Origin of the sequence: Clostridioides sp. ES-S-0049-02 (assembly GCF_020658465.1) — a bacterium.
In the GTDB taxonomy this organism is placed as follows: domain Bacteria; phylum Bacillota; class Clostridia; order Peptostreptococcales; family Peptostreptococcaceae; genus Clostridioides.
The window spans coordinates 121,358-134,711 of sequence record NZ_JACVWG010000004.1; the positions used below are offsets into that span (position 1 = coordinate 121,358).

At 27.3% G+C, this 13,354-nt stretch carries 9 protein-coding genes, 2 pseudogenes and 1 riboswitch; of the genes and pseudogenes, 10 read left to right on the forward strand and 1 reads right to left on the reverse strand.

Annotated elements, in window-relative coordinates; all coding sequences use genetic code 11:
* Nucleotides 1-210 precede the first annotated feature (210 nt).
* From larB to guaA, 3 genes and pseudogenes are all read left to right on the forward strand, one after another.
* A complete protein-coding gene (larB, locus tag IC213_RS11820) occupies nt 211-951 on the forward strand; it encodes a nickel pincer cofactor biosynthesis protein LarB (RefSeq protein ID WP_227824852.1) in 741 nt (246 codons plus the stop codon).
* A 140-nt stretch (nt 952-1,091) separates the two neighbouring features.
* Nucleotides 1,092-2,224: pseudogene (gene larC / locus IC213_RS11825) on the forward strand (nickel pincer cofactor biosynthesis protein LarC).
* Nucleotides 2,225-2,283: 59 nt separating this feature from the next.
* A riboswitch (purine riboswitch) is annotated at nt 2,284-2,385 on the forward strand.
* A gap of 223 nt (nt 2,386-2,608) precedes the next feature.
* Complete coding sequence (gene guaA, locus IC213_RS11830; RefSeq protein ID WP_227434621.1) at nt 2,609-4,147, forward strand: glutamine-hydrolyzing GMP synthase; 1,539 nt, start codon at nt 2,609-2,611, stop codon at nt 4,145-4,147.
* Between the two features lie 192 nt (nt 4,148-4,339).
* Here guaA and IC213_RS11835 read toward each other — a convergent pair whose 3' ends face one another.
* Nucleotides 4,340-4,819, reverse strand: a complete 480-nt coding sequence (locus IC213_RS11835) for a MarR family winged helix-turn-helix transcriptional regulator (protein WP_227434622.1) — start codon at nt 4,817-4,819, stop codon at nt 4,340-4,342.
* A gap of 162 nt (nt 4,820-4,981) precedes the next feature.
* On the opposite strand from IC213_RS11835, the gene IC213_RS11840 reads away from it, so the two are divergent.
* The 7 genes and pseudogenes from IC213_RS11840 to IC213_RS11870 all read left to right on the forward strand — a co-directional run bounded on the left by IC213_RS11840 (nt 4,982) and on the right by IC213_RS11870 (nt 13,343).
* Nucleotides 4,982-5,542, forward strand: coding sequence for a hypothetical protein (locus IC213_RS11840; RefSeq protein WP_227434623.1), 561 nt, complete (start codon nt 4,982-4,984; stop codon nt 5,540-5,542).
* Nucleotides 5,543-5,783: 241 nt separating this feature from the next.
* Complete coding sequence (locus tag IC213_RS11845; RefSeq protein WP_227434624.1) at nt 5,784-5,999, forward strand: hypothetical protein; 216 nt, start codon at nt 5,784-5,786, stop codon at nt 5,997-5,999.
* A gap of 174 nt (nt 6,000-6,173) precedes the next feature.
* Nucleotides 6,174-6,755, forward strand: a pseudogene (locus IC213_RS11850) (sugar O-acetyltransferase).
* Between the two features lie 372 nt (nt 6,756-7,127).
* Nucleotides 7,128-9,371: an EAL domain-containing protein gene (locus IC213_RS11855; RefSeq protein ID WP_227863100.1), complete on the forward strand. Its 2,244-nt coding sequence runs from the start codon at nt 7,128-7,130 to the stop codon at nt 9,369-9,371.
* Between the two features lie 435 nt (nt 9,372-9,806).
* Nucleotides 9,807-11,837, forward strand: a complete 2,031-nt coding sequence (locus IC213_RS11860) for a BglG family transcription antiterminator (protein ID WP_227824849.1) — start codon at nt 9,807-9,809, stop codon at nt 11,835-11,837.
* Nucleotides 11,834-12,286, forward strand: coding sequence for a PTS sugar transporter subunit IIA (locus IC213_RS11865; protein ID WP_227863101.1), 453 nt, complete (start codon nt 11,834-11,836; stop codon nt 12,284-12,286). The genes IC213_RS11860 and IC213_RS11865 overlap by 4 nt, the downstream gene beginning before the upstream one ends.
* Nucleotide 12,287: 1 nt before the next feature.
* The gene (locus IC213_RS11870; protein ID WP_227434629.1) at nt 12,288-13,343 is read left to right on the forward strand and encodes a PTS fructose transporter subunit EIIC; all 1,056 of its coding nucleotides are present in this window, start codon (nt 12,288-12,290) and stop codon (nt 13,341-13,343) included.
* Nucleotides 13,344-13,354 lie beyond the last annotated feature (11 nt).

The following is a 13,354-nucleotide window of genomic DNA, read 5'->3' on the forward strand; positions in this document are numbered from 1 at the left end:
TAGTATCTAAGTTGAAATAGTTCTTTTGTATATATTTAATTTTTTTGTGTATTTACAATTTTAATATATATATCTGGATAATTAGTATCTGGATTATAATAATATCTTTGAAGTTGTATTGTTATTTTTTAGGTTATGATGTTAGATATATATTAATTAAGGTATAATTGTTGATAGAGAATAAATCAAAGTTTAAAAGGATGCGATAATATGGACTTAAGAAAATTGCTTGAACAGGTTAAAAATGAAAACATTGATATAGATGTTGCATTAGAACAATTAAAAGATTTACCCTATGAAGACCTTGGATATGCCAATATAGACCATCATAGAGAATTAAGAAATGGATATCCAGAAGTAATTTATTGTGAAGGTAAAAGTGATGAACATATTTTAGGAATTATTGATAAAATGAATCAAAAAGGTTCTAATATATTGGGGACAAGATGTAGAAAAGAAACATTTTTAAAAGTTAAAGAAATTTATAGTCATGCTGAATACGAAGAATTATCTAAAATTCTTAAAATTCAAAATCATGCTATAGAGAATCTTGGAAAAGGCAAAATTGTAATTGCAACAGGAGGAACTTCTGATATACCAGTAGCAGATGAAGCATATTATACAGCTAAATTTTTAGGTAATGATGTTGATAGAATATATGATGTTGGAGTGGCTGGTATACATAGGCTTTTAAATAAGAGACACAAAATAGATAGTGCTAGAGTAGTAGTAGCTGTTGCAGGAATGGAAGGTGCACTTGCAAGTGTAATTGGAGGTCTAGTTGATGTTCCAGTAATAGCTGTACCAACATCTGTTGGATATGGAGCCAATTTTGGAGGATTAGCAGCATTATTGGCTATGTTAAATAGTTGTGCATCTGGAATATCTGTTGTAAATATTGATAATGGTTTTGGAGCAGGATATTTGGCAGCTATGATAAATAAATTATAATAGGTATATTGATATAAATTAAACATAAATTATACGATGTTAATCTAATGTTTATTAGATTTTTCATTATTAAAACTGAGGAGAAATATATGAGTGAAAAAATACTTTATTTTGATATAGTAAGTGGTATATCAGGGGATATGACCCTTGCAAGCTTATTAAATTTAGGTGTACCTGAGGAAATTTTTTTGGAGGAAATTCATAAACTAAAAATGAGCGATGAATTTAATATAAATATAAGCTCAAAAAATGAAAGTGGAATATCAGGTATAACAGTAAAAGTAATTACGAAAGAAACACATATGCACAGGAATTTAGTGGATATATTTGAAATTATAGATGAAAGTGATTTAAATGAAAATGTAAAAGCTAATGCTAAAAAAATATTTATGGTAATTGGAGAAGCAGAAGCAAAGGTTCATGGAACTACAATAGATAAGATACACTTCCATGAGGTAGGAGCTATAGATTCAATTGTAGATATCGTAGGAGCATCTATATTAGTTGATTTACTTTGTATAGATAAGATTTATTCTAGTACAGTATCTGTTGGTTCAGGATTTGTAAAATGTGACCATGGAGTCATGCCTGTACCTGCACCTGCAACTATGGAAATATTAAAAGGTGTACCAATCAAATTAAATAATGTAAAAGGAGAATGTACGACTCCAACAGGAGCTGCAATAATAAAAGTTCTGTGTGATGAATTTGTAGAGGATTTTGAGTTTTCTCCAATAAAAATTGGATATGGAATAGGTCATAAGAAATTTGAAGTACCTAATATGTTAAGAACAGTATTAGGAGAAAAAAAAAAGAAGAATTAATTTATGAAATTAGTGCAAATATTGATGATATGTCTTCAGAAGTATATTCTTATTTGTATGAAAAAATATTAGACGAGAAAGCGTTAGATATTTATACAGAAAGCATTTATATGAAAAAGAATAGACCTGCAACAAAAATATCGATTTTATGCAATAAAGTAGATTTAGAAAAATTTATTGAAATATTGCTTTTAGAAACTAGCACTTTTGGAGTACGATATAATGCTTACAACAGAGAAATTTTAGATAGAAAGTTTGTAAAATTAGACACAAAATATGGATTAGTTACAATAAAACTAGGGTATTACAAAGATAAATTAGTTAAAGCTACTCCAGAATATGATGAATGTAAAACTATAGCAAAAAATGAAGATATTCCTATAAAAAAAGTGTTTGCTGATATAAATTTTAGAATAAAAGAAGAATTTAGTGAAAACTTATTGACATAAGTAATAAATTTTGATAAATTAATACTCAGCTTTAATAAATAAAAGCAAACAGAAAAAAATATATAAAATATAAACTCACTCGTATATGCTCAGAGATATGGTCTGAGAGTCTCTACCAAGATACCGTAAATATCTTGACTATGAGTGAAATTATTATACCAAAAGACCTAGTTAAGTAAATGTGTAGGCTGAGTTATACTCCCTATATGTTGGCTATAAGATAAGGGGCATTTTGGAAGCCTGTATAGTAATTTCACTTTTGCTAGAAATTATGGAAGTTACTATACAGGTTTTTTGTGTAAAAAGATTTAATATAATTTAGACTGTATTGTGTTAAAATAAATATATATAAAAACTATATTATACAAGGAGAGATGGAAATTTATGAAACATGAATTAGTACTTGTAATAGATTTTGGAGGTCAATATAATCAGTTAATAGCTAGAAGAGTTAGAGAAAACAACGTATATTGTGAAATACTTCCATGTACTGCAAGCATAGAAAGAATAAAAGCAAAAAATCCTAAAGGGATAATATTTACAGGTGGGCCAAATAGTGCATACTTAGAAGATTCTCCAACAATATCAAAAGAAATATTTGAACTAGGAGTACCAATACTTGGTATATGTTATGGAGTTCAAATAATGTCTCATGTATTAGGTGGAGTTGTAAGAAAAGGCAATAAACAAGAAAAAGAATATGGAAAAACATCTATAACTTATGGAAAATCATCATTATTTGAAGGGATTACTACAAATAGTGTTTGGATGAGTCATACTGATTTAATAGAAAAGGCTCCAGAAGGATTTACTATAGTTGCAAATACTAAAGATTGTCCAGTAGCGGCTATGGAAAATGTAGAACAAAAACTATATGGAGTTCAATTCCATCCAGAAGTAGAACATTGTTTAGAGGGAGATAAGATACTTAAAAATTTCTTATACAATGTATGTGAAGTAAAAGGTGACTGGACTACAGATTCATTCATAGAAGATAAAATAAAAGAATTAAAAGAAAAAATAGGTGACAAAAAAGCTTTATGTGCTTTAAGTGGAGGTGTTGACTCTTCTGTTGCTGCAGTTCTTATTCATAGAGCAATTGGAGATAACTTGACTTGTATATTTGTTGACCATGGTTTACTTAGAAAAAATGAAGGTGACGATGTAGAAAGAATATTTAGAGAGAAATTCGATATAAATTTAATAAGAGTTAATGCAGAAGATAGATTCTTATCTAAACTAAAAGGAATTTCTGAGCCAGAAGCTAAGAGAAAGATAATTGGTGAAGAATTTATAAGAGTATTTGAAGAAGAATCAAATAAATTAGGAAAAATGGATTTCTTAGTTCAAGGAACAATTTATCCAGATGTTATAGAAAGTGGACATGGAAATGGTGCTGCTACTATAAAATCTCACCATAATGTTGGTGGAATTCCTGAAGATGTGGATTTCCAAGAAATAGTTGAGCCATTAAGAGAACTATTTAAGGATGAAGTTAGAAAAATAGGATTAGAACTTGGTATAGAAGAAGGATTAATATTTAGACATCCTTTCCCAGGGCCAGGTCTTGGAATAAGAGTTATAGGTGATGTAACTAAAGAAAAATGTGATATATTAAGAGAAGCAGATGCTGTTTATATGGACGAGCTTAGAAAAGCTGGTTTATATAGAGAAATATGGCAAGCTTTTGCAACATTACCAGATGTTAAGACTGTTGGAGTTATGGGAGATGAAAGAACATATGCTTATTTAGTTGGTTTAAGAGCAGTTACTTCTTCTGATGGAATGACTTCTGACTGGTATAAGATGCCTTATGATGTGTTAGAAAAAATTTCTAATAGAATAATTAATGAAGTTGATGGAGTAAATAGAGTAGTTTATGATATAACTTCTAAACCACCTGGAACAATAGAATGGGAATAATTAATAATGAGCTAGAAAGCCTTTAAATAGGGTATTTCTAGCTCTTTTTCGGTCTATTTTTTACTTGTTTTAATACATATCGTGCTGTGTAAATATTCTTTTGGACTATATTTATGTTTTCAATGGAATGCCTAAAATTCAAAGTCATAATACATATTAGTTGAGTTAAATTTTGTGCTATAAATAATTATTTTACTCATAGTATTTTTCTTCTCTTTCAACTCCTGTATATAGTTTTGTAATCATTTGATAAAACAGGCTGATTTCTTCATTTGAATAATCCTGAAATATATTGTTTAATTTCTCAGTATGGAGTTCCTGTACTTTTTGTGAATATTCATCTGCTTTTTTTGTTAGTACAATAGAAGTATTTCTTTTATTATTGGGTTCATGTTCAATAGTTATAAAACCTTTGTTTTCAAGAGAAACAGCTAGTTTTTTTATATTTTGACGTGAAGACCCTAAGAGTTTCCCAAGATAAGTAAAAGTAGTTTTTTCATCAGCATGCTTTACCATTGTAAGAAGCATAAATTGTTTTAAAGTAAGATGTTCATCAGCTTTATCAAAAATAGTTTGTAATCGGTTTTGTAAAATAAATATGCTTGCAAAAATACCACGAACTTCATTATTTCTTTCACCACTAAAATTTCTAATCATGTTTTTAATTTGCATAAGATACTCCTTTCATGTGAAATCTACTATTTATATTATAGTAATAAGTTGCTATAGTGTAAATGGTAACTTATTACTATAGATTTATACAAGAGATTTATCAGTTATACTAACTAATAACATTTAGAGTCTTTAAACACTTTACCTTAGGGAGGAAATTAAATGATAAAGAAAAAACAAATGACCTGGCTAAATATTTCACCAACCATTATATTCATATTATTGCTAATCATTACAGTTTGTGGAATATTTTCATTTTCTATAGATAATAAATATGAAGCAATAAACCTATATGGGCAGGTTATTGAGATGTATGGTACAGGTATTTATCAATATGACTCATATTTCAAGGCACCTATATTGATAGGTTCAGACTTAACAATGCTTTTAATTATCGTTCCAGTCATTGGTTCATACATATTTCGTGATATAGATACAGTAGAACAAAAAACAAATTTTCTAACAATTCTAGGTATCATTTTGTATTATGCTTTTAGTATTTCATTTGGAGTTGCACATAATCAATTACAACTAGTATATATTTTGTTAACTTCAATTTCATTTTTCACCCTATTTACTTTACTGCTAGAGCTTTATGTAATATCATTTTGCTATAACTGTTCTTTCTATTTAAGAAAGATAGAATTAGTATTTTTGATATTAGCAGGTGCTTCAAATATTATTGGATGGTTACCAGATGTATTACATTCATTATTTAGGTAGTACACTTGCTATAATCTCTATTTATTTTGATAAGTTAAATAAAAAAAGAGTTACAGCGATTCTATCAAATAATGATTTTTAAATTCATATGATACAAATTCATATCAATTATTTAAAAATGACTAAATAAATAATATAATTATGAATTGTCATACAAATATGGTTTGTGTTATGCTTGGTGTATTGAAGATATAGTAACTACACACTTGTTAAAAAAAATCATTATAAAAAGAGACTGCATATGCCAACTGAAAGATATAAAATCAGAAGATTTCAAGAAAGCTATATTGATTCTTTTATGTCTTACCGAAATAATGAACAAAAGTTTATACAAGTATTAGCAAGTGCTTTATCAGATAATCTGGCTTCAAATAATTTATTGAAAAAAGTAGATTTTAAATTTAGCATTTTTGATTCAATGAATAATGAAAATATCTATAGTATAGATTTGATTTAAGTAGAACCTATAATTATATACTAACTTTGTATTTGCAAGATGTAAGTAAATTAAATATTCAATAAGATAGTTTCATTGAGTATTTAATTTTTTATATTACAATATAAATATGGAACAATATTAATAACAAATATTATTTTTAGTTAATATACTAATATATTTTAGGAGGTTGGGATGACAGAACGTGAAAAGATGTTGGCAGGAGAATTGTATGACTGTGGAGATAAAGAATTATTATGTCAATGGCACAAAGCCAAGGATTTAACAAAAGAGTATAATAGTTTGAAATCAGATGATAGTATTAACAAGGAACGTATCTTAACAGAACTCTTAGGTGGAAAGGGAAAAAATATATGGATTACTGCACCTTTTTATGCTGATTATGGAAATAATATTTATTTTGGTAATAATTGCTAAGTAAATATGAATTGTACATTTTTAGATGATAATGAAATCATAATAGGTGACAATGCATTGATTGCTCCTAATGTACAAATATATACAGCATTTCATCCAACTAATGCTAAAGATAGATTTGAGGAAAGAACTGAGGATGGATTTAGTTTTTGCAAAACTATAACTGCACCAGTGAAAATTGGTAATGATGTTTGGATTGGTGGAGGGAGTATTATTTTACCAGGAGTAACAATAGGAGACAATGTAACTATTGGTGCAGGTAGTGTTGTAACAAAGTCAATTCCATCTAATACTATAGCTTATGGGAATCCTTGTTGTGTTATTAAAGAAAATAAGTGAAGGTTTAATAATATATTTAGTTATGAGATATTAGAGATATTAAGTGTCTCATTAAAATAAAGAGCTATCTTAAAATATGGGATAGCTTTTTTGATATAAGTATATAGAATTTGTTAGTCTTGAATAAATAGAAACATAAACTTAGATTATGGAATTTGTTTTTAAACAATATTCTACAGCAGTTTAAGGAAAAATATTACATAAATAAAATCAATAAAATGCTTATTAATGAATTATTATTGAAATATAAAGGAGTTTTGTTGAATATTGATAAGTAGAATATTATAATATAGTGTGAATAGTTTTTTGGTAATGAAATTTGTAGAGTTAGTATTTATGCTAAAAATGGACTTATAGTTTGGAGGACAAAAAATGAAATTATCAAGGTACGAAAAAAATAATATGGTTTTGTCTGTGGTTTTATGTGCACTTATTATTTCAATTCTTGTAATTACTGTTTTTACTACTGTAAAACTGTACAACATATCTAATAAGCAAACTAAAAACTATCTAAATGATGTATCTACACAAGTTGTAACAAATGTTGATAATCAAATTAAGTTTATTTTATCTGATTTAAGGCTAATGGCAGATTTTATTAAACAATATGAAGGTGATAGTCGATATGATTACTTAGCAAAAAGAAAAACTAGTTATAAATATTCTGATATTGGAATAATAGATTTAAAAGGTAAAACAAAGTTTTTAAGTGGAAAAGAAGCGGATTTAAAGAATACTATTTCATATAAAAAGGGGATAGAGGGAAAGGAATACACAGAACTTATAGAGTCAATAGATGTTGTACTCTACAGTGTACCTATATTTGATTATAAACATGAGGTATCTAGTATTTTAGTAGGTGTTTCTCAAAAAGAAAGTGTGAATAATATTCTTGGTATTGACAGTTTTAACGGAGAAGGAACTATTGAAATTGTTAATACTAAGGGGAAACCTCTCTTTATAGGTAAAAATAGTGAGTTGATAAAGGACCTTAGTCATAAATATAAAGGTGCTACAAATGAGCATTGGGTTCCCAAAATAATGGATGACTTTAAGAATGAAGAATCAGGAGAAATTACAATAACTTCGTCAAAAAATGTAAAGTGTCTGCTAACGTATCATCCAGTAACAAAAGATTTAAATGATTGGTATTTCATTCTTATAGTGCCTGAAGAAGCTGTTTTAGGTGAATTGAATAAATTAAACATTTTTACAATAATAATGACCTTTATAATTATTTTTATTATTGGAATTATAACATGGATTTTATATACTATTAGAAGAAAATACATAAAACAAATTGAAGATATTGCTTATTTAGATAATATAACAAATGGTATTAATTCAACAAAATTTAGTATGTTAATAAAACCTTTAATTTCAAAATCTCCTGATAATACTTATATGATGATAGCAATAAATATAAAGGATTTTAAGCTAATAAATGACTGTTTTGGTAGTGAAAAAGGAAATAATACACTTAAATATATTTATAATGTTTTAGAAAAAAATATTGCTAATGATGAGGAGTTTGTATGTCGGCATGATGCAGACCTGTTCTATCTATTTATGAAGAATAGACCAGTATTAGAAGTTTTAGAATTACTGTATAAAATAGAAGATGAGATTAATTATTTTAACAAAGGAAAAGAAAACCCATACTTTTTAAGAATATCAGTAGGTATTTACGCAATTGAAAATCATGACGAAGATTTAATTACAATACAAGACCATGTGAATACAGCAAGAAAAAGTTTTAATAAAGCACATAAAAGTGATTTTAATTTTTATAGTGATATAGAAAAAAAACGATTGATATTTGAAAAGGAATTGTCAAATTTAATGGAAAAAGCTCTTGATGATAAAGAATTTTTTATATGCTTACAACCAAAGATTGATATAAAAACTGGAAAGGTTAGTGGTGCAGAATCTCTTGTTCGTTGGAATAGCCCAGAGAAGGGGATAATTTATCCTAGTGATTTTGTTCCCATTTTTGAAAAAAGTGGATTTATATGTGAGTTAGACCTATATGTTCTTGAAGAAACATGTAAATTGATTTCTAAATGGATAAAAGAATGTAAGGAATTATTAATAATTTCTGTTAATGTATCAAGACAACATTTAAAGGATAAATCATTCTTAGAAAAATATGAGATGATATGTATTAAATATAATGTACCTACATCTTTAATAGACTTAGAACTTACAGAATCTATTTTTTTAGAAAATCCAGAAGCAATTTGTGTAATAGATGATATCCACAGTAAAGGCTTTAAATGTTCTATAGATGATTTTGGATTTGGATATTCATCATTAGGGATATTAAAGGAGTTTAAAGTCGATATAATTAAATTAGATCGTTCATTTTTTGTTAGTAAAAATAATATAGAACGTGGTAAAGTTGTTGTGGAATCTATTATTGAACTTAGCAGGAGACTTGGTATGAAAGTAATTGCTGAAGGTATTGAAGAAGTTGAACAAGTATATTTCTTAAAAAGTATTGGATGTGATTATATTCAAGGTTATGTTTTTTCTAAACCATTATCAATACATGAATTTGAAGAATTCGCATATAATGGTGATAAAGTAAAAAATTTAACAATACCTAATGATTAGGTTTATAAAATTAAATATTTAGGCAAGTTATATAATTTAAATATATAGCTTGCTTTTTTTATTTGTATGTTTAAATCTACAGATATAGTTTTACTTTTAAGTAAAACTTTTAACTATTTTGTTGTTACCCATATAGTTACAGATATATAGCAGTTATTAGTAAAGCGTTGAAAATACTATGTAATGTTAAAATATATTGTAATTAGTAGGTGATATAAAGTTTTAAATATAAATATTATATTTTTTAATAAAAATACGTCTACAGATTTTGTAAAAACAATTTTCAAATATTGTAAGTTGTAGTTAAAGCTTTATTGTATTATTCTGAATATAGAAAGATAGTTACTATTTTTAGACATAAAAAAACTTAAATATACAGAATAACATAAAATTTGCAGTATTAATAACTCTAATTATTTTGAAAGGAGGGAAAATATGATAAGTGGAAGAATGTTACTCATTATGAATTTTCTAAAAGGAAAAGAGAAGACAAGTTATAAGGAAATTAGCCAACAATTAAGTATAGAAGAAAGAAAAGTTAGATATGACATAAATAATTTAAATATAGTTTTACAGTCATTAAATAAACCATTAATACAAAAAATAAATAAAGGTGTACTAATTATTCCTAAGAATTTCCAAGTAGTATATATAGATAATAATGAATATGTATTTTCTTTAACTGAGAGAGTATCTATTATGAAGATTATATCAATGTTTAAAATAGATAAGCTAAATTTAGAAAAGTTGAGCAAAGAATTCCAGGTTTCTAGAAGTTCAATTAAAAACGACCTTAATGTTCTATCAAGTGAATTAGAAAGAAACCAAATAACTATTACATATGATAAGACTTTCAAAATAAGTGGAGATGAAAACACTATATATAAACAAAGACTAAGTATATTAAAATTATATTCTTACCTATTTGGTAAAGAAAAGTCTGATTTAAGTGTGTTTGAGCAGTACTTAGTGAAAATTATTGAACAAATATTCAAGGGGATTTCCTTGAATAATATATATAATTGGTCAATAGATTTACTTTCCAAAATGGATTGGATTTTAAATGATGAATCTTTCACATGGTATGTTTCAAATATTTTTCTTTTTACATGGTACATACATTCAGATGAAAAACATCCTTTGGAATCTTCCTCATTAAGTGAACCATATTTTGAAAATAAATTTGACCAAGAATTTGAACAAATCATTCAAAAAAAATTGACTAAAGAACAAATTTTATTGCTAAAAAGTTTTGTGTTTTTTACAAATAAATATGCAAGTTTAAATGAAGATATGGATTTGATTAGTACAGAAATAATAGTTCAAGATTTAATTTACAATATGTCAGAAATATTGAGTGTTGATTTTAAAGAAGATATGATTCTTTATAAAGGATTGCTTAATCATATTGCCCCATTAATAGAAAGAATCAAGCAAAACATACAGATTTATGAAGAACTATTTCATGTAATACCAGATAAGTATCAATATGTACTTGAAGCTACTAAGGTTTCTATACAAAAAAATAGGATGTTAAATCAAATAAAAAATGAAAATGAAATAATACTTTTAGCAATACACTTTTTAGGAAGTGTACAAAGAAATGAGAGAAACAATTATAAAAACATATTATTAGTTTGTGGATTTGGATATGGTGTAATTGCTATGTTAAAAGATACTCTAATAAATGATTATCAAATAAATATAGTGGATAGTATTCCAGCATATAAATTACAAGATTATAAGGAATGGGAAAATATCGATTTTATTATAACAACATCAAAGATAGTTGTAACTTTGCCTAAAGTAGTTATTGAGATTAATCCATTTTTGCAGGAAAACGATTATTTAAAACTCGAAGAAAAAGGAATAAAAAGAAAGAATGTCTTGACTAACTATATATCAATCAAAAAAAGGCTGGATTTCTTAGAAGAAGATGCTCAAAAAAGAGTATTGAGTATCATATGGCAGGAGCTTGGATATAGTGATGAGAGAATATTATCTAGACAGCTTAAATTAAGTGATTTAATAGGTGCTGATACTATCAGTATAATTGATAGAGAAGTTAAGTGGGAAGATGCTGTTAAAATTAGTTCAAATATACTTGCTAATTGTGATTTTGTATCAACACAATATGCTGAGAATATTATAGATATTTTAAATAATGTAGGTTTCTATGCTGTAAAAGATGAAGAGTTTGCTTTATTGCATGGAAATGACAGTTCATTAGTTAAAGTAAGTTCAATAAGTTTACTAATATGTAAAGAGCCAATTAGTTTTGGTGATAAAAAGGTTAAAGTTATATTTTGTTTAGCAAGTAGAGATAAGAAAGAGCAAATTCCAGCAATAATTAATTTAACTAAAATGGTTTATAAGACTAATTTTATTAGTATGTTAGAAAGTGCAAGGACAAAAGAAGAAGCAGAAGGTTTAATTCATAAATATGAGGAGGAGGTCACTGTATGAGTAAATTAGTCAATGTAAAATGCTCATTCAAAATGAAAGCAGATTCAAAAGAAGAAGCTATTACATCATTAGTGGATGTAGTATCAAAAGAGGGGTATTTAAGAGATAAAAATCAATTTTTAGAAGATGTTTTAAAGAGAGAGGAAACATTATCAACATATATTGGGCATGGTATAGGTCTACCTCATAGTCAAAGTATAGGGGTCAAAGATTCTTGTATTACAATTGGAAAGCTTGATGTTCCTATTGAATGGACAGAAGAAGGTGAAAAAGTAGACTTGATATTTTTAATATCAGTAACAAAAGATAATGAAAATAATCTTCATTTAAAGATTTTATCAAAACTGGCACGTTTATTGATGCATGAGAGTTTTAGAAATCAAATTAGAGGGGCAGATGAACAAACGGTTTATAATCTTATAAAAGAAAAGATAGGGGAGGAAGATTAAAATGAGGATTTTAAAGTTTTTACAAAAACATCTTATGACAGCAACATCATATATGATTCCATTTGTAGTTGCTGGGGGAATATTATTTGCTTTATCAGTAACATTAAGTGGACAAGCTGCTGTTCCTGAAACTGGATGGTTAGCTAAACTAAATCAAATTGGTGCTGCAGGTCTAGCTTTATTCATTCCAATATTAGGCGGATATATAGCATTTAGTATGGCAGATAAGCCAGGGCTAGCACCAGGTATGATAGGTGCATACTTAGCAAAAGAAGTAAATGCTGGTTTTATAGGTGGTATTATAGCAGGGTTCATAGCAGGATTTGTTGTATTACAACTGAAGAAAATAAAATTAGCTCCTACAATGAGAACTCTAGGTTCCATATTTATTTATCCTTTGCTTGGTACATTGATTACAGGTGGTATAATTGTATTTTTAATTGGAGAACCTATAGCTTCTTTTATGGCATGGATGACGAACTGGTTAAATGGAATGTCTGGTGTTTCAAAGATTCCTTTAGGGGGTATTTTGGGAGGAATGATAGCTTCTGATATGGGTGGTCCTATAAATAAAGTTGCTGCGACTTTTGCTCAAACACAAGTTGATACACTTCCATACTTAATGGGAGGAGTTGGAGTTGCGATTTGTATACCTCCAATTGGATTAGGGTTAGCAACATTATTATTCCCAAAAAAATTTAGTAAAGAAGAAAGAGATTCAGGAAAAGCATCACTTCTAATGGGATGTGTTGGAATTACGGAAGGAGCTATTCCATTTGCAACAGCGGACCCTGTTAGAGTAATTCCTTGTATTATGGCTGGTTCAATTATTGGAAATATTATGGCTTTTTTACTGGGATGTTTAAATCATGCTCCTTGGGGAGGATTGATAGTACTTCCAGTTGTTGATAACAGGTTGGGTTATATAGCATCTGTACTAACTGGAGCAGTTGTTGTCGCAATATTGATGAAATTAGTAAAGAAAGATGTAAAAGAAGATGAAGAAATTGAAGAAGATATAGATGATTCTATTGAACTAATATTTGAAGAATTATAGATATATAAAAT